The sequence below is a fragment of the Longispora fulva genome, assembly GCF_015751905.1.
Classification (GTDB): Bacteria; Actinomycetota; Actinomycetes; order Mycobacteriales; family Micromonosporaceae; genus Longispora; species Longispora fulva.
In genome coordinates, this window is sequence record NZ_JADOUF010000001.1 from 8,013,044 (window position 1) to 8,030,240 (window position 17,197).

Sequence of the window (17,197 nt, forward strand, 5' to 3'; positions counted from 1 at the left end):
CGCCCGCGAGATCGCGCACGCGGCAGAGCTTCCTGACCGCTCGCTGGCGCTCGCTCATGCCCATGTCCCCCTGAGCCTCGTCATGCCCGCCTCCACTGGCGTCCGGTACGGGCCAGCATCTCGTCGGCGGCGCGCGGGCCCCACTCGCCGGCCCGGTAGGTGTGCGGCTTCGTCCCCGCCCAGAACTCCTCCAGCGGATCGATCACCCGCCAGGACGCCTCCACCTCGGCCGCGTCCGGGAACAGCGTCTTGTCGCCGATCAGCACGTCGAGAACCAGGCGCTCGTAGGCCTCGGGGCTGGACTCGGTGAACGCCTCGCCGTACTGGAAGTCCATCGCGATGTCCCGCAGCTCCATCGCCGTCCCCGGCACCTTGGAGCCGAACTTGAGCATCAGCCCCTCGTCGGGCTGCACCCGGATCACGAGCTGGTTGTTGCCGAGCATCTCCACGTCCGCCGCGTCGAACGGCAGGTGCGGGGCCTTCTTGAACAGCACGGCGATCTCGGTGACCCGCCGCGGCATCCGCTTCCCGGTCCGCAGGTGGAACGGCACGCCAGCCCAGCGCCGGTTCTTGATGTTGAGCTGCACTGCGGCGTACGTCTCCGTCGTGGAGTCCTGCGGGACGTTCTCCTCCTGGTGGTAGCCGTCCGCGCGCTGGCCGGCGACCCAGCCCTGCACGTACTGGCCCCGGATCGCGTGCGATTCCAGGTCCTCCGGCAGGGTGATCGCCCGGAGCACCTTGAGCTTCTCGGTCCGGATCTCCTCGGAGTCGAAACTCGTCGGCTCCTCCATCGCGGTCAGCGCCAGCAGCTGCAGCAGGTGGTTCTGCAGCACGTCGCGGGCGGCGCCGGCCGTGTCGTAGAACCCGGCCCGCGAACCGATCCCGACGTCCTCGGCCATCGTGATCTGCACCGAGTCCACGTAGTGCGAGTTCCACACGGGCTCGAACAGCGAGTTGGCGAAGCGCAGCGCCAGGATGTTCTGGACCGTCTCCTTGCCGAGGTAGTGGTCGATCCGGAACACGTCGTGCCCGGTGAACACGTCGTCGACCAGGTCGTTGAGCGCCTTGGCCGACTCCAGGTCGTTGCCGAACGGCTTCTCCACCACGACCCGGCGCCAGCCGCCGGACACGTTGTTGTTCGCCATCCCGGTGCGCTCGAGCTGCTTGAGCACCATCGGGAACGCCGGCGGCGGGATCGACAGGTAGAACGCGGCGTTGCCCGGGATGCCGTGCGTGGCGCGCAGCTCGTCGAGGGTCTCGGCCAGGTGGTCGAACGCCACGTCGTCGTCGAACGAGCCGCCCACGAACTTGATGTTGCCGACCAGCCTGGACCACACCTCGTCCCGCCACGGGGTCCTGGCGTGCTGCTGGGCCGACTTGCGGGCCAGTTCCTCGAAGTCGCCGTCGCCCCAGTCGCGCCGGGCGAAGCCGAGCACGACGAAGCCCGGGGGCAGCAGCCCCCGGTTCGCCAGGTCGTACACCGCGGGGATCAGTTTCTTGCGTGACAGGTCGCCGGTGACGCCGAAGATCACCAGGGCGCAGGGCTCCGGGATCCTCGGCAGCCGCCGGTCCTGCGGGTCGCGAAGGGGGTTGGTCACCGCAGCGCCGCCAGGAGCTGCGCGATGCCGGCGGCGCGGTCGGTCAGGTGCAGGTGCAGCACCGGGCGGTCCCGCTGGGCCAGCGCCTCGCGGTCACCGGCGGCCTGGGCCGCCTGCAACGCCCCGAAGGTGTACTCCTTGCCGCCGATCGGCAGATCCTCGGCCACGGCCCCCGTGATCTGCAGGAACACGCCCTTCGCCGGCCCGCCCTTGTGGTACTGCCCGGTCGAGTGCAGGAACCGCGGCCCCCACCCGAAGGTGACCGGCCGCCCGGTGCGCTCCGCGATCAGCGCGCGCAGCTTCTCCGCGTCGGCGTCGGCGTGCCGGTCGAGGTAGGCGAGCACTGCGACGTAGTTGTCGTCGCCGACGCCGTGGAAGAAGGCTTCCATGTCCCCGTACACCTCGACGGCCCCGTCGACCGACGACGCCTTCTCGGTCGGCAGCCCGGAGGCCAGCAGACGGTTCGTGTTGTCCTTGCTCTCCTGCACGTTCGGCTGGTCGAACGGGTTGATCACCAGCACCCGGCCAGCGAGGGCCGTGGCGAATTCCCAGGCCAGGAAGTGCGCGCCGAGCCCGCCCGACACGCTCAGCTCCGGGGCCGCCAGGCCGCCGCTGAGGAAGGAACCGCTGCTCATCGCCCCGCCGACCGTGCAGCGCAGCACGTCCGGACCGCCGGCCACGGGAGCCGTCGGGCTCTCCAGGACCACGGGCAGGATGCCGACGCCGGCCTTGCCGGTCGACTCCGCGATCAGCTGCTCGATCCAGTCGCCGAGGCCGACGATGCCGCTGCCGTCGTCGGCGATCGCGAGCTTGTCCCGGCCGGCCAGCGCCGCGGCGCCCAGGATCGCGCCCAGGGCCGTCGCCGGGCCCGCCGGGTCGGCCAGGGTCGCGTGCAGCGCAGCGGCCTCCGCGAGGAGCTCGGACACGTCCACGCCGGCCAACGCCGAGGGCACCAGGCCGAACGCGGTGAGCGCCGAGTAGCGCCCGCCGACGGTCGGGTCCGCGAGGAAGACCTCACGGGCCACGCCGGTCACCGCGGCCTCGAGCGGGGAGCCCGGGTCGGTGACCACGATCAGCTGGCGCGCCGGGTCCAGGCCCGCGTCCAGGTACGCCCGGCGGTGGCTGTCGGTCTCCACCGTCCCGCCGGACTTGCTCGACACGACCAGCACCGTGCGGTCCAGCCGGTCGGACACGGCCGCGCGGACCTGGCCCGGGTCGGTGGTGTCCAGCACGGTCAGGTCGACGCCCAGGGTCCGGCAGATGACCTCCGGGGCGAGCGAGGAGCCGCCCATCCCGGCGAGCACGACGTGGTCGAGCCCGTCGGCCAGCAGCTCCGCGCGCAGCTTCGCCAGCCGGTCGACGAGCTGCTGGGACGCTTCGAGCACCTTCAGCCAGCCGAGGCGGATGCTCGCCTCGGGCTCGGCCTCAGGGCCCCACAGGGTGGCGTCGCCGGCGGCGAGCAGCGCCGGCACATCCTCGGCCGTGAGCGCGGCCAGCACGCCCCCCGCGTCGACGGAACCGCGGACGGTCAGCCCGCCGCCGGCGATCAACGCGCGGCCTTGAGCTGGGCCTCGACGCTGGCGAGGAGCTCGTTCCAGCTGGTCTCGAACTTCACCACGCCGTCGCGCTCGAGGTGGTCGACCACGTCGTCGTAGTCGACGCCGGCCGCCGCGATGTCGGCCATCACCTGCTTGGCGTCGGCGTAGTGGCCGGTGATCGTGTCCGGGAGGGTCACGCCGTGGTCGGCGAAGGCCTCCATGGTCGCCTGGGGCATGGTGTTCACGGTACCGGGGGCGACCAGGTCCGCCACGTACATCACGTCCGAGTAGGCCGGGTTCTTCACGCCCGTGGACGCCCACAGTGGCCGCTGGGGACGGGCCCCGGCGTCGGCGAGCGCCTGCCAGCGCGCGGAGGCGAAGACGTGCTCGTAGGCCTCGTACGCGAGCCGGGCGTTGGCAACCGCGGCCTTGCCTGCGAGCGGGTGGCCGTCACCGAGCCGCTTGTCGATCTCGGTGTCCACCCGGGACACGAAGAACGACGCGACCGACGCGATCTTGGACACGTCGTGGCCGTTCGCGCGAGCCTGCTCCAGGCCGGCCAGGAACGCGTCCATCACGCCCTTGTACCGGTCCAGGCTGAAGATCAGCGTCACGTTCACCGAGATGCCGGCCGCGAGCGTGGCCGTGATCGCCGGCAGCCCGGCCAGGGTCGCCGGGATCTTGATGAACAGGTTCTCCCGGTCCACCAGCCACCACAGGCCTTTGGCCTCGGCGATCGTCTCCGCCGTCCGGTCGGCCAGCCGCGGGTCGACCTCGATCGACACCCGGCCGTCGAGCCCGTGGGAGGTGTCGAACGCCGGCCGCATCACGTCGCACGCCCAGCGCACGTCGTAGGTGGTCAGCATCCGGGTGGCCTCCTCGACGGAGAGCCCCCGGGTGGCCAGGTCCTTGACCTGCTCGGCGTAGTCCGAGCCCTCGGCCAGGGCCTTGGCGAAGATGGTCGGGTTGCTGGTGACCCCGCTGACGTGGTCCTCGCGGCGCAGCCGGTCCAGGCTGCCGGACGCGAGCCGTTCGCGGGAGAGGTCGTCCAGCCACACCGCGACGCCGGCCGTGGTCAGTTCGGCGAGTTTGTCGGACATGACTTATCCCTTCACTCGGGCGAGGGTCCTGCGGGCCGCCGCGACGACGTTGTCGACGGTGAAACCGAACTTCTCGAACAGCGTCTGGTACGGGGCGCTTGCCCCGAAGTGCTCGATGCTCACCGACTCGCCGGCGTCGCCGACCAGGTGCCGCCACGGCATGGCGATCCCGGCCTCGACGCTGACCCGGGCCCGCACGGCAGGCGGCAGCACGTGGTTGCGGTACTCCACCGGCTGGGCGTCGAACCACTCCTGGCAGGGCACGGACACGACCCGGGCGCTGATCCCCTCGGCGGCCAGCACCTCGCGGGCGCCGACGGCGAGCTGCACCTCGGAACCGGTGGCCATGATGATCACGTCGGTGCCGTCGGCGAGCACGTACCCGCCCTTGTCGGCGTCCGCCGCGGCCTCCGGGTCCAGGGTCGGCACGTTCTGCCGGGTCAGGGCCAGGGCGGTCGGCCGGTCGGTGTGCTCGAGGGCCTTGCGCCACGCGACGGCGGTCTCGTTGGCGTCGGCGGGGCGGACCACGTCGAGGCCGGGGATGGCCCGCAGTGCGGCCAGGTGCTCGATCGGCTGGTGGGTCGGGCCGTCCTCGCCGAGGCCGATGGAGTCGTGCGTCCAGACGTAGATCGTGGGCAGCTTCATCAGCGCCGCGAGCCGGACGGCCGGGCGCATGTAGTCGCTGAACACCAGGAACGTGCCGCCGTACGGCCGGGTGCCGCCGTGCAGCGCGATGCCGTTGAGGATCGAGCCCATGGCGTGCTCGCGGATGCCGAAGTGCAGCGTGCGGCCGTACTCGTTGCCCGGGTAGTCCTTCGTTGCGAACTCCGCCGGGACGAACGACTGCGCGCCGTCCATCGTCGTGTTGTTGCTGCCGGCGAGGTCGGCCGAGCCGCCCCACAGCTCGGGCAGCGTCTCGGCGAGGGCGTTGAGCACCTTGCCGGACGCGACCCGGGTGGCCTGGCCCTTCGGGTCGGCGGGGAACGTCGGGAGCTTGTCCGTCCAGCCGGCCGGCAGCTCCTTGCGGGCGAGCCGCTCGAACAGCGCGTGCCGCTCCGGGTTCGCCGCGGCCCAGGCGTCGAACGACTCCTGCCACTCGGCGCGGGCGGCCTTCGCCCGGTCGTTGACCGTGCGGGCGTGCGCGAGGACGTCGTCGGCGACGACGAACGACCGGGTCGGGTCGAACCCGAGCACCTTCTTGGTCGCGGCGGCCTCCTCGGCGCCGAGCGCCGAGCCGTGCGCGGCGTAGGTGTTCTGCTTCTTCGGCGCGGGCCAGCCGATGATCGTCCGCAGCGCGATGAAGGACGGCTTGCCGGTCTCGCTCTTAGCGGCCTCCAGCGCGGCGAACAGGGCGGCCACGTCCTCGTGGTACTCGCCGGTCTTGAGCCAGTCGACCCGTTGCACGTGCCAGCCGTACGCCTCGTACCGCGCGCACACGTCCTCGGAGAACGCGATGTGCGTGTCGCCCTCGATCGAGATCTCGTTGTCGTCCCAGACCACGCACAGGTTGCCGAGCTTCTGGTGGCCGGCGAGGGAACTGGCCTCGGAGGTGACGCCCTCCTCCAGGTCGCCGTCGGAGGCGAACACCCAGATGTCGTGGTCGAACGGGCTGGCGCCCGGGGCGGCCTCGGGGTCGAACAGGCCGCGCTCGCGCCGGGCGGCCATCGCCATCCCGACCGCGTTGGCCAGACCCTGGCCGAGCGGGCCGGTGGTGGTCTCGACGCCGGCGGTGTGCCCGTGCTCCGGGTGGCCCGGGGTCAGCGAGCCCCACTGGCGCAGCTGCTCCAGGTCCTCGAGCGTCAGCCCGTAACCGGACAGGTACAGCTGGATGTACAGCGTCAGGGACGAGTGCCCGCAGGACAGGACGAAACGGTCCCTGCCCGCCCACGCCGGATCGGCCGGGTCGTGCCGCATCACCTTGTTGAACAGCAGGAATGCCGCAGGGGCCAGGCTCATCGCTGTGCCCGGATGCCCGTTGCCCGCCCGCTCCACCGCGTCGATCGCCAGTACCCGCGTCGTATCCACCGCACGACGGTCGAGGTCGGACCAGTCCAGAGTCACGATTCCAAGCCCCTCATATCCCGAGAACGTCTCCGTTGACCCTACCTATCCGGGTCGGGGGCCGAGCGCTGAACCACCCGTGTACCCCGCGCTGCTGCGAACCAGGTCACGGGCATACCCTGTTCTACGTTTTGTAGACACAGCCGGAGGGTGGCCAGATACCGGTGAGTACCGTCGCCGAACGCCCGGCAGAGCAGGTCGCGCGCGTGGGACTGGTCCGGGCGTACATCTCCCTGACGAAGCCGCGCATCGTCGAGCTGCTGCTCGTCACGACCGTGCCGGCGATGCTCCTGGCGAAGCGCGGGATGCCGTCGCCGTGGCTGATCCTGGCCACCGTCGTCGGCGGCACGCTCGCCGCCGGCAGCGCCAACGTGCTCAACTGCTGGTACGACCGCGACATCGACCCGCTGATGCGCCGTACCCAGTCCCGGCCGCTGGTCACGGGCCGGATCACGCCGCGCGGGGCCCTCACGTTCGGCCTCACGCTCGGCACGGTGGCCGTCGCGCTGATGGCGCTGACGACCAACTGGCTGGCCACGGCCCTGACATTCGCCGCGATCGTCTACTACGCGGTGATCTACACGATGTGGCTGAAGCGCACGACCCCGCACAACACCGTCCTCGGCGGGGCCTGCGGCGCGGCGCCGGTGCTGATCGGTTGGGCCGCGGTGACCGGCGGCCTGTCGTGGAGCGCGTGGCTGTTGTTCGCCGTGATGTTCTTCTGGCAGCCACCCCATTTCTGGGCGCTGGCCATGAAGTTCAAGGACGATTACGCGGCGGCGAGCATCCCGATGCTCCCCGTGGTCGCCTCGGCGCGGCGGGTCGCGCTGGAGAGCGTGATCTACACCGTGCTCACCGTGGTCGCCTCCCTCGCGCTCTGGCCGGTCGCACACCTCAGTTGGGTGTACGGGGTCCCGGCCGCCGCCGCGGGTGCGGTCTTCACCCGTGAGGCCGTCCGGTTCTACGTCCAGACGAGGCGCGGCGGCGAGCTCAGGACGATGCGGTTGTTCCACTGGTCGCTCACCTACGTGACGGTGTTGTTCGTGGCCGTGGCGGTTGACGCATTGTTGACAGGCTGATCTATCCGTTTCGGATATGTCGAGATTTAGCATCCTCGATAAGAGTAAGCATCGTCACACTCTTGGTCCGATGTTAAGCGCGGGTAAGCAGAAGGTGCCTACTGTGGTGGCATGGCTGACGCATCGACTGCACCCGCAACGGAGCCGGACAGTACCGGCTCGCTCGAGATCCCGAGCGGACTCGTGGCGGACATCGAAGAGTTCAAGGAAGCCCACGACGGCGCCAGCGCCGTGATCGAGTACGTGGGCCGGAAGGGCGCCCGCATCGTGCTCGTCGGCGAGGACGGCTCCTGGGGTGACCAGTTCGCCCCGGCGACGGACGTGGCCCGCGAGGCCTGCTCCCAGGCCGGTGTCTCGATCCTCTCCTCCTGGGAGCGCGAGATCAGCGACCGGATGCGCGGCGGCTCCAAGCTGCTGCGGGCCATGAAGCGCAGCGTCTTCGCCCGTTAGACCTCCCGCCAGGTGTGATGTGATGGGCCGATGAAGATCGTCGCCCTCGCCACCTGCGCGAAACTGCCGGAACTCGACGAGGAGGAGCGGCTCGTTCTCGGGCCGCTCTCCGATCTCGGCATCCGTGCCGTCCCCGCCGTGTGGGACGACCCGACGGTCGACTGGTCGTCGTTCGACCTCACCGTCCTCCGCACCACCTGGGACTACGCCACCCGGCGCGACGAGTTCCTCACCTGGGCCCACACGGTCCCCCACCTGCTCAACCCGGCCGCGACGGTCGAGGCGAACACCGACAAGCGGTATCTGGCCTCCCTCGCCGTCCCCACGGTCCCCACCGTCTTCCTGGCCCCTGGCGAGGCCTTCACGGCCCCCGACGGCGAATACGTCCTCAAGCCCACGGTGAGCGCCGGCAGCCTCGACACGGGCCGCTACGGCCCCGCCGACGCGCCCCTGGCCGCCGCGCACGTCGCCCGGCTGCACGCCGCCGGCCGGACGGTGATGGTCCAGCCCTACCTCGCGGCCGTCGACGACGCGGGGGAGACGGCTCTCCTGTACTTCAACGGCGAGTTCAGCCACGCGATCCGCAAGGGCCCGATGCTGACCGGCCCCGACCTCGGCACGGACGCGCTGTTCCACGGGGAGGAGATCACGGCCCGGGTGCCGTCCGCCGCCGAACGGGCGCTGGGCGACGCCCTGGTCGGCACGCTCGACGCACCGCTGTACGCCAGGGTGGACCTGATCCCCGGCCCGGACGGCACCCCGGTCCTCGTCGAGCTGGAGCTGACCGAGCCGTCGTTGTTCCTCGGCCAGGACGCGGGCGCCCCGGCCCGGTTCGCCCGCGCGATCGCCGCCCGGCTCTGATCCGCCAGCCGGGGTGGGCGTGGACCCGGACCTGCAGTGCTGTCCGCCCGGCGGCAGCGCAGGAACCGACCACGTTTCCCGGAGCGGGTGGCGGGTTAGGGGACGCTGGAGTGCCGCTGGAGACCGGGGCAGGTGTCGCCGTAACCGGAAAAAGGGGTTCGGGGTCGGGCGCCGTCGGGAAACGGCGCCCGGCCCCGGTCGCTAGGCGTCCGTGATGCCCCACCGGCGGCGGATCGCGCGGTCGGCGAACCCGAACACCGTGTCCACGCCCAGCCCGATCACCAGGATCACGATCATCGTGGCGATCAGCCCCGGCGCGTCGTTGAACTCCCGGGCGAAGTTCAGGTTCGCGCCCAGCGACGGCTGCCCGGCGATGCTGACCAGTAGCTCACCGGCCATCAGGCTCCGCCAGGAGAACGCCCAGCCCTGCTTGAGGCCGGCCACGATCGAGGGCAGGGACGCCGGCGCGATCACCCGGTAGTACAGCTGGAAGCCGCGCGCGCCGATGTTGCGGCCCGCCTTGAGCAGCAGCGGGGGTACGTAGTCCACACCGGCGATCACCCCGTTCGCGATCGACGGGGCGGCCCCGATGACCACGACGAACATGATCGCGCTCTCGGTGAGCTTGTAGAGCAGGATCGCCAGCGGGAACCAGGCGATCGACGGCATCGTCTGCAACGCCGTGATCATGGAGCCCACCGCGGCCCGCAGCAGTTTCACGCGGGCGACGGCGAACCCGACCACGAACCCCACCCCGACGGACAGCAGGAACCCGAGCAGCGCCCGGCGCATCGTGGTGAGGACCGAGTGCCAGAAGTGCCAGGTCCCGGCGTCCTTCCACAGCTGGGCGAAGCTGTCGGCCGGCGAGGCCAGCGCGTAGGAGGGCCGGAACTCCGTCCAGACGGCGATCTGCCAGACGAGCAGCACGAGGCCGAGCGCGAGCAGCTTCGGCCACAGGCCGGCCCACAGGGACCTGGTGCGCCGCCGGCGCGGACGCGGACCCGGGGCGAGGAAGCCCGCGTCGAAGGCCATGATCCCGGAGCCCGGATCAGGCGCTGGTGCGTCGGTCGTCGTGTGGGTCACGGTGTCACCCGACATGCTGGGCCACCTCCTCGCGGAGCCGGTCGGTGACCTCGGCGGCCAGCGCCGAGACCTCGGGGGAGTCGATCCGGCGTGGCCGGGGGATGTCCACCGAGCCCTGCCACTTGAGCCGGCCGGGCCGGCTGGACAGCAGGACGATCCTGTCGCCCAGCCGGGCGGCCTCGCGGACGTTGTGCGTCACGAACAGCACGGTCAGCCCGCGCTCCTGGGTGATCCGCTCCAGCTCGTCGTGCAGCAGGTCGCGGGTCATGGCGTCCAGCGCGCCGAACGGCTCGTCCATCAGCAGCACGGGGGAGTCCAGCGCCAGGGTGCGGGCCAGGGCGACCCGCTGCCGCATGCCGCCGGACAGCTCGTGCGGCCGTTTGCCGGCGAAGTCGGACAGGTTCACCGTGGCCAGCAGCTCGGCCACCCGGGCCTCGCGGGCGGGCCTGGGCACCTTGCGCAGCTTCAGGGGCAGGCCCACGTTGCCCGCGACGGTCAGCCACGGGAACAACGCCGGCTCCTGGAACATGAGCGCCGGGTTGGGGCCGGCCTCGATGATGCCCGAGCTGGGGGTGTCGAGGCCTGCGACCAGGGACAGCAGGGTGCTCTTCCCGCAGCCGGACGCGCCGACGATGCAGACGAACTCGCCGGGGGAGACGTCCAGGGACAACCGGTCCAGCGCGGTCACGGCCTCGGGGCCGTGACCGAAGGTCCGACTGACCTCCCGGATGGAGATCATGACTTCACCGAGGGCTTTCCGTTCGCCTTGAGGACCTCGTTGAGCAGGCTCAGGTCGTAGAGCCCCTTGAGTTCGGTCTTGTCGAGCAGCCCGACGGCCGTGGCGTGGTCGGCACCGCTGACCAGAGAGGACGCGATCGGGTCGTTGGTGAACTCCAGCGTCTTCCACGCCGCGGCGATCTGCTTGGGGTCCAGCGGCTTGCCGGTGAGCTTGCCGATCCCCTCGGAGACGGCCTTCTGGGCGTCCTCCGGGTGCGCGTTGACGAACTCGTTGGCGGCGACCTGGCCGGCGATCAGGTTCTTCACGACGTCGCGGTGCTTCTTGAGGAAGTCGGCGCGCACGACCAGGTTGGTGATCACGAAGCGCTTGTCCGGCCACAGGTCCCGCTCGTCGACCAGGACCTTGCCGCCGGCGGCGACGAGCCGGCTCGCGAACGGCTCCGGCACCCACGCGCCGTCGATGGCGTTGTTGTTGAACGCGTCGACCGTGACGCTGTTCTCCTGCGGGACGACGTTCACGTCGCCGCCGCCCTCCTTGGTGGCGGTCAGCCCGTGCTCCTTGAGCCAGAACCGCAGGGCCACGTCCTGGGTGTTGCCCAGCTGCGGCGTCGCGATCTTCTTGCCCTTGAGCTGCGCCGGGTCGGTGATGCCGGGCTTCACGACGAACGCGACCCCGCCGGACGCCGAGCCGGAGATCACCCGGATCGCCTCGCCCTTGGACTTGGCGAAGGCGTTCACGGTCGGGTTCGGCCCGATGTAGACGGCGTCGACCGCGTCGGAGAACAGCGCCTCGACGGCGGCCGGGCCGGCGTTGAAGGTGCTCGTCTTGAGTTCGACGTTCGCGCCGAGCTTCTCGGCGAACAGGCCCTTCTCGACGCCGACGATCGCCGAGGCGTGGGTGAGGTTGGGGAAGTAGCCGAGGCGCAGCGTCGTCTTGCCGGCCGGGGACTCGTCGGACGAACCGCAGCCCGTGAGCAGTGTTGTCGCCAGGATCCCGAGCACCGCCGTCGCGCCGAGCAGACGTCTCATCACGCTGTCCTTCCCTATAATCTCTACTTAGTTAGTAGGGATAATGGGTGACCGGATACCCGACGTCAACTCGTCTTTTGGTTAACCCTTGGTACGCAACTCGTTCCACACGGCGAGCGTCGCGATCCAGACAGCGCAGGCCCCGGCCATGTGCGCGCCGACCAGAATGACCGGTAGGTGGGTGAAATACTGGACGAATCCAATAATTCCCTGCGCCAGTTCGACCACGACCAGAATGCCGACCGCCCGGCTGGGGGCGTTTGTCGCCTTCAACGCCAGCCACAGCGCGAGCGTGAGTCCGACCAGCAGGAACACGGCGTCGGTGTGCAGTTGGGCGACGGCCTGGGGGTCGAACCCGGTCCGGGCGGCCTTGACGTCACCCGCGTGCGGCCCGCTGCCGCTCACCACGGTGCCGAGCAGGAGCACGGCCGCGCTGGTGCCACACAGGGCCCAGACCAGGGCCCGCAGCGGTCCCGGCACGACCCACGCCGCCGGCTTGTCTTTCCTGACACGGGCATAGAGGGTGTACGCCGGCACCAGTGCCACCATCGACAACAGGAAGTGGCTGGCCACGATCCACGGGTTGAGCGTCATCCGCACGGTGACCCCGCCGACCACGGCCTGCGCGGCCACGGCGGCGACCACGAGCGCGCCGGGCACGATCAGTTCGCGCCGCTTGTGCAGTACGGCGAGGACGAGCGCCGCGATGGCGAGCGGTCCGACGATCCCGATCAGGGTCCGGTTGCCGAACTCGATCAGGCCGTGCACCCCCAGCTCCCGCGTCGGGGTGTAGGACCCGTCCGTGCACTGCGGCCAGGTGTCGCAGCCCAGCCCCGAGCCGGTGAGCCGCACGGCTCCGCCGGTCACGACGATCAGGGCGTTGGCGATGAGCGAGGCGAGCGCGACCCGCGTGAGTAGTACTGGGCTCCGGAACACCGACACAGCGTAGAAGTTCCGCCCGGCGACCCCGGGAGCGGGGCCGCCGGGCACCCGAACCGCTACCCCCGTGGCAGTGGTGCGGGCAGGGGGTGCTCGAGCACCCTGTGGGCCCGGACGGCAGATCGGCAGCCCGACCTCCCTGCTCAGGGCGAGCGTCGCTGGAGCCGCACCGCGGACCTCCGGTAGTATTGAACGCGTTCAACTCGGGCTGACGGTACCAGAAAAATTTGAACGCGTTCAAGGGTGTTCGGGGTCACTGTCGGTCGGGTTTGCCCTGAGCCCCTGAAATAAGTGACACTGGTGTTGTGAAAAAGGTGGCGGCGGAGCTGAGTGCCTCGCCCCTCCCTGCCGTGGGCGGGGCGGGCGTGGACGTGCGCACCCGCGACCGGGTCGCCCAGCTCCTGCTGGAGAACGGCGCGGCGACCGCCGCCGAACTCGGCGGGACCCTGGGCCTGAGCCCCGCGGCGATCCGCAGACACCTCGACGCGATGCACGCCGACGGCCTGATCGAGTGCCGCGACCGCCCGAGCCGCGTCCAGCGCGGCCGGGGCCGTCCCGCGAAGGCCTTCGAGCTCACCGACGCCGGCCGGGCCGCCGGTGGCCCGCACACCTACGACGACCTCGCCCGCGACGCGCTGCGCTGGATCGCGCAGCACGGCGGCACCGGGGCGGTCAACGCGTTCCTCGCCGAGCAGGTCGCCGGGCTCGAGACCCGGGCCCGCGCGGCGATGGCCGACGCGGGTGACGAGCCTCTCGCCCGCGCGGAGGCCCTCGCCGGCGCGCTGTCGGCCGAGGGATACGCTGCCGGCGCGACCGCGATCGCCTCCGGCGGGCAGCTGTGCCAGCACCACTGCCCGGTGGCGCACGTCGCCGCCGAGTTCCCGCAGCTCTGCGAGGCAGAGACGCAGGTGATCAGCCGGCTCGTCGGCACGCACGTGCAACGACTGGCCACCATCGCAAACGGCGACGGGGTGTGCACCACGTACATCCCGGACCCGAGAAGAGCCACCCCCGAGAGCGTGAGGACATACTCATGACCGCAGAGACCGTCGTCGTCACCCAAGAGGAGCACCTCGCTGCTCTCGGCCGTTACGAGTATGGCTGGGCCGACAAGGACACCGCTGGCGCCAACTCGCGCCGTGGCCTCAACGAGGACGTGGTCCGCAACATCTCGGGGCTCAAGAGCGAGCCGCAGTGGATGCTGGACCTGCGCCTGAAGGGCCTGCGGCTGTTCGACCGCAAGCCCATGCCGGCGTGGGGCGCGGATCTCAGCGGCATCGACTTCGACAACATCAAGTACTTCGTCCGGTCCACGGAGAAGCAGGCCGCCAGCTGGGAGGACCTGCCCGAGGACATCAAGAACACGTACGACAAGCTGGGCATCCCGGAGGCCGAGAAGCAGCGCCTCGTCGCCGGCGTCGCCGCGCAGTACGAGTCCGAGGTCGTCTACCACTCGATCCGCGAGGACCTCGAGAAGCAGGGCGTGCTGTTCCTGGACACCGACACGGCGCTCAAGGAGCAGCCGGAGCTGTTCCAGGAGTACTTCGGCACCGTGATCCCGGTCGGCGACAACAAGTTCGCCGCGCTGAACACCTCGGTGTGGTCCGGCGGGTCGTTCATCTACGTCCCCAAGGGCGTGCACGTGGACATCCCGCTGCAGGCGTACTTCCGGATCAACACGGAGAACATGGGCCAGTTCGAGCGGACCCTGATCATCGTCGACGAGGACGCGTACGTGCACTACGTGGAGGGCTGCACCGCCCCGATCTACTCGTCGGACTCGCTGCACTCCGCCGTCGTGGAGATCATCGTGAAGAAGGGCGGCCGCTGCCGCTACACGACGATCCAGAACTGGTCGACCAACGTCTACAACCTGGTCACCAAGCGCGCCGTGTGCCACGAGGGCGCGACGATGGAGTGGGTCGACGGCAACCTCGGCTCCAAGGTCACGATGAAGTACCCGGCCGTGTACATGGTCGGCGAGCACGCGCACGGCGAGGTGCTCTCGGTGGCCATGGCCGGCGAGAACCAGCACCAGGACGCCGGGGCGAAGATGGTGCACGCCGCGCCGCACACGTCCTCCACGATCATCTCCAAGTCGATCGCCCGGGGCGGCGGCCGCACGTCCTACCGGGGCCTGGTCCAGGTCATGGACGGCGCGCACCACTCCAAGAGCACCGTCAAGTGCGACGCGCTGCTCGTGGACACGATCTCCCGCTCGGACACGTACCCCTACGTCGACGTCCGCGAGGACGACGTCCAGATGGGGCACGAGGCGACCGTCTCCAAGATCAGCGACGACCAGCTCTTCTACCTGATGAGCCGTGGGCTGACCGAGGACGAGGCCATGGCGACCATCGTGCGCGGCTTCATCGAGCCGATCGCGAAGGAGCTCCCGATGGAGTACGCGCTCGAGTTGAACCGTTTGATCGAGCTCCAGATGGAGGGTGCGGTCGGCTGACGCCGCCGGCCTGACCTCCACGAACGTTTGAAGATGGGAGCTCCGCTCAGAATGACTGCCACTGTTATCCCGCCGAAGACCCGCGCGCAGGAGCTTCGCTCGTACGAACCCGCCGACTTCCCGGCCCTCAACGGCCGGGAGGAGGAGTGGAGGTTCACCCCGCTCAAGCGTCTGCTCGGCCTCGCCGACGGGGACGCGGCGGGGGCGGCGGCCGGCCCACGGCACGAGTACGCCCAGAACCTGCCCGGGGTCACCGTCGGCGAGATCGCCAAGGGTGACGCCCGGTTCGGCGCGACGCTCGTCCCGTTCGACCGGCCGAGCGCCCTCGCCTACGCGGGCGCCGAGAAGGCCCTGCTCATCGAGATCGGCCGCGAGGCGGTCCCGGCGGAGCCCGTCTCCGTGCGGGTGATCGGCGGCGGCGTCGACGGGGTCGCCCACGGGCACACCGTGATCGACGTCGGCCCGATGGCCGAGGTCGCCGTGATCCTGGAGCAGTCCGGCCCGGCCGTGCTCGGCGACAACGTCGAGGTCCTCGTCGCCGACAGCGCCCGGCTCACCCTGGTCACGGTCGCCGACTGGGACCGCGAGTCGGTGCAGGCCCAGCACGTGAAGTTCCGGCTCGGCCGCGACGCCAAGGTCACGCACGTGCAGGTGACGCTCGGCGGGGACCTGGTCCGGCAGTACACCTCCGCTGAGTACACCGGGCGGGGTGGTGACTTCGAGAGCTTCGGCCTCTACTTCGCCGACGCCGGCCAGCACCAGGAGCACCGGCTCCTCGTCGACCACACCGTGCCCGACTGCCGCAGCCACGTGACCTACCGGGGCGCGCTGCAGGGCGAGGGCGCGCACACCGTCTGGGTCGGCGACGTGCTGATCCGCACGGAGGCGACCGGCACGGACACGTACGAGATCAACCGGAACCTGATCCTCACCGACGGCGCGCGCGCCGACTCGATCCCGAACCTGGAGATCGAGACCGGCGAGGTCGTCGGGGCTGGACACGCGAGCGCGACCGGCCGGTTCGACGACGAGCACCTGTTCTACCTGATGAGCCGGGGCATCACCGAGCCCGAGGCCCGTCGCCTGGTGGTCCGGGGCTTCTTCGCCGAGCTGCTGGCGAAGATCCCGGCCGAGGAGCTGCGCGAGCGGCTCAGCGCGGTGATCGACGCCCGGCTCACGGCGGTGGGTGAATGACCCGGATCTGTTCCGTGGACGATGTGCCCAAGGGGGCCGTCGTCCGGGCGGAGATCGACGGCACGGCCATCGCGGTCGTGCACGCCGAGGACGACAACTTCTACGCCATCCGTGACGAGTGCTCGCACGCCGCGATCGCCCTGTCGGAGGGCGAGGTCGACGGCTGCACGATCGAGTGCTGGCTGCACGGTTCGCGGTTCGACCTGCGGACGGGCGAGCCGTCCGGCCTGCCGGCCACCGAGCCGGTCCCTGTTTACCCCGTCGAGGTGCGTGACGGCGAGATTCACATTGGAGTGGTGGGCAAGTGAGCGTTCTGGAGATCAAGGACCTGCAGGTCGCGGTCAAGCTGGCCGAGGGTGAGCTGAAGCCGATCCTGTCCGGGGTCAACCTGACGATCCGGGCCGGCGAGACCCACGCGATCATGGGTCCGAACGGCTCGGGCAAGTCCACGCTCGCGTACTCGATCGCCGGGCACCCGAAGTACCAGATCACCGGGGGCTCGGTGACCCTCGACGGGCACAACGTCCTCGAGATGACCGTGGACGAGCGGGCGCGCGCCGGCCTCTTCCTGGCCATGCAGTACCCGGTGGAGGTGCCCGGCGTCAGCGTCGCGAACTTCCTCCGCACCGCCAAGACCGCCATCGACGGCGAGGCGCCGAAGCTGCGCACCTGGGCCAAGGAGCTCAAGGACGCCATGGCGGCCGTGCAGATGGACCCGGCGTTCGCCCAGCGCAACGTCAACGAGGGCTTCTCCGGCGGCGAGAAGAAGCGGCACGAGATCGTGCAGCTCGAGCTGCTCAAGCCGAAGATGGCGATCCTCGACGAGACCGACTCCGGCCTCGACATCGACGCCCTGCGCGTCGTGTCCGAGGGCATCAACCGGGTCAAGGAGCGCGGCGAGACCGGCCTGCTGCTGATCACGCACTACACCCGGATCCTGCGGTACGTGAAGCCCGACTTCGTGCACGTCTTCGTCGGCGGCCGCATCGTCGAGCAGGGCGGCCCGGAGCTGGCCGAGCACCTCGAGGCCAAGGGCTACGAGCGGTTCCTCCCGACAGGAGTCTGA

Annotated in this window: 16 protein-coding genes; 8 read left to right on the plus strand and 8 right to left on the minus strand. The window is 70.4% G+C overall.

The window, feature by feature from the left end; all coding sequences use genetic code 11:
- Window positions 1-80 precede the first annotated feature (80 nt).
- From zwf to tkt, 4 genes are read right to left on the minus strand one after another with little or no spacing between them, the layout of a single operon-like run.
- Complete coding sequence (gene zwf / locus IW245_RS37160; protein WP_197007744.1) at window positions 81-1,598, minus strand: glucose-6-phosphate dehydrogenase; 1,518 nt, start codon at window positions 1,596-1,598, stop codon at window positions 81-83.
- Window positions 1,595-3,148: a phosphoglucose isomerase-related protein gene (locus IW245_RS37165; RefSeq protein ID WP_197007745.1), complete on the minus strand. Its 1,554-nt coding sequence runs from the start codon at window positions 3,146-3,148 to the stop codon at window positions 1,595-1,597. The genes zwf and IW245_RS37165 overlap by 4 nt, the downstream gene beginning before the upstream one ends.
- Window positions 3,145-4,236, minus strand: coding sequence for a transaldolase (tal, locus tag IW245_RS37170; protein ID WP_197007746.1), 1,092 nt, complete (start codon window positions 4,234-4,236; stop codon window positions 3,145-3,147). The genes IW245_RS37165 and tal overlap by 4 nt, the downstream gene beginning before the upstream one ends.
- A 3-nt stretch (window positions 4,237-4,239) precedes the next feature.
- Window positions 4,240-6,297, minus strand: coding sequence for a transketolase (gene tkt, locus IW245_RS37175; protein ID WP_197007747.1), 2,058 nt, complete (start codon window positions 6,295-6,297; stop codon window positions 4,240-4,242).
- 164 nt (window positions 6,298-6,461) lie between these two features.
- On the opposite strand from tkt, the gene IW245_RS37180 reads away from it, so the two are divergent.
- From IW245_RS37180 to IW245_RS37190, 3 genes are all read left to right on the plus strand, one after another.
- Window positions 6,462-7,376 (plus strand): heme o synthase, encoded by a 915-nt coding sequence (locus tag IW245_RS37180; RefSeq protein WP_233472991.1) that lies wholly within the window; start codon window positions 6,462-6,464, stop codon window positions 7,374-7,376.
- 111 nt (window positions 7,377-7,487) lie between these two features.
- The gene (locus IW245_RS37185) at window positions 7,488-7,826 is read left to right on the plus strand and encodes a hypothetical protein (RefSeq protein ID WP_197007748.1); all 339 of its coding nucleotides are present in this window, start codon (window positions 7,488-7,490) and stop codon (window positions 7,824-7,826) included.
- A gap of 30 nt (window positions 7,827-7,856) precedes the next feature.
- The gene (locus tag IW245_RS37190; RefSeq protein WP_197007749.1) at window positions 7,857-8,687 is read left to right on the plus strand and encodes an ATP-grasp domain-containing protein; all 831 of its coding nucleotides are present in this window, start codon (window positions 7,857-7,859) and stop codon (window positions 8,685-8,687) included.
- 201 nt (window positions 8,688-8,888) lie between these two features.
- Here the strand turns inward: IW245_RS37190 and IW245_RS37195 are convergent, their stop codons facing one another.
- The 4 genes from IW245_RS37195 to IW245_RS37210 all read right to left on the minus strand — a co-directional run bounded on the left by IW245_RS37195 (window position 8,889) and on the right by IW245_RS37210 (window position 12,473).
- Complete coding sequence (locus tag IW245_RS37195; RefSeq protein ID WP_197007750.1) at window positions 8,889-9,785, minus strand: ABC transporter permease; 897 nt, start codon at window positions 9,783-9,785, stop codon at window positions 8,889-8,891.
- On the minus strand, window positions 9,775-10,509 hold the full coding sequence (locus IW245_RS37200; RefSeq protein ID WP_197007751.1) for an ABC transporter ATP-binding protein: 735 nt from the start codon (window positions 10,507-10,509) through the stop codon (window positions 9,775-9,777). The genes IW245_RS37195 and IW245_RS37200 overlap by 11 nt, the downstream gene beginning before the upstream one ends.
- Window positions 10,506-11,537: an ABC transporter substrate-binding protein gene (locus tag IW245_RS37205; protein ID WP_197007752.1), complete on the minus strand. Its 1,032-nt coding sequence runs from the start codon at window positions 11,535-11,537 to the stop codon at window positions 10,506-10,508. The genes IW245_RS37200 and IW245_RS37205 overlap by 4 nt, the downstream gene beginning before the upstream one ends.
- 81 nt (window positions 11,538-11,618) lie before the next feature.
- Window positions 11,619-12,473, minus strand: coding sequence for a COX15/CtaA family protein (locus tag IW245_RS37210; RefSeq protein WP_197007753.1), 855 nt, complete (start codon window positions 12,471-12,473; stop codon window positions 11,619-11,621).
- 308 nt (window positions 12,474-12,781) lie between these two features.
- Between IW245_RS37210 and IW245_RS37215 the strand changes: the two genes are divergently transcribed.
- The 5 genes from IW245_RS37215 to sufC are packed head-to-tail and all read left to right on the plus strand — an operon-like array spanning window position 12,782 to window position 17,197.
- On the plus strand, window positions 12,782-13,513 hold the full coding sequence (locus IW245_RS37215; RefSeq protein WP_197007754.1) for a helix-turn-helix transcriptional regulator: 732 nt from the start codon (window positions 12,782-12,784) through the stop codon (window positions 13,511-13,513).
- Window positions 13,510-14,937 carry a Fe-S cluster assembly protein SufB gene (gene sufB / locus IW245_RS37220; protein ID WP_197007755.1) on the plus strand — a complete coding sequence of 476 codons (1,428 nt, stop codon included), beginning with the start codon at window positions 13,510-13,512 and terminating at the stop codon, window positions 14,935-14,937. Before IW245_RS37215 ends, sufB begins: the two co-directional genes overlap by 4 nt.
- 51 nt (window positions 14,938-14,988) lie before the next feature.
- On the plus strand, window positions 14,989-16,131 hold the full coding sequence (gene sufD, locus IW245_RS37225; protein WP_197007756.1) for a Fe-S cluster assembly protein SufD: 1,143 nt from the start codon (window positions 14,989-14,991) through the stop codon (window positions 16,129-16,131).
- The gene (locus tag IW245_RS37230) at window positions 16,128-16,439 is read left to right on the plus strand and encodes a non-heme iron oxygenase ferredoxin subunit (RefSeq protein ID WP_197007757.1); all 312 of its coding nucleotides are present in this window, start codon (window positions 16,128-16,130) and stop codon (window positions 16,437-16,439) included. Before sufD ends, IW245_RS37230 begins: the two co-directional genes overlap by 4 nt.
- A complete protein-coding gene (sufC, locus tag IW245_RS37235; RefSeq protein WP_197007758.1) occupies window positions 16,436-17,197 on the plus strand; it encodes a Fe-S cluster assembly ATPase SufC in 762 nt (253 codons plus the stop codon). Before IW245_RS37230 ends, sufC begins: the two co-directional genes overlap by 4 nt.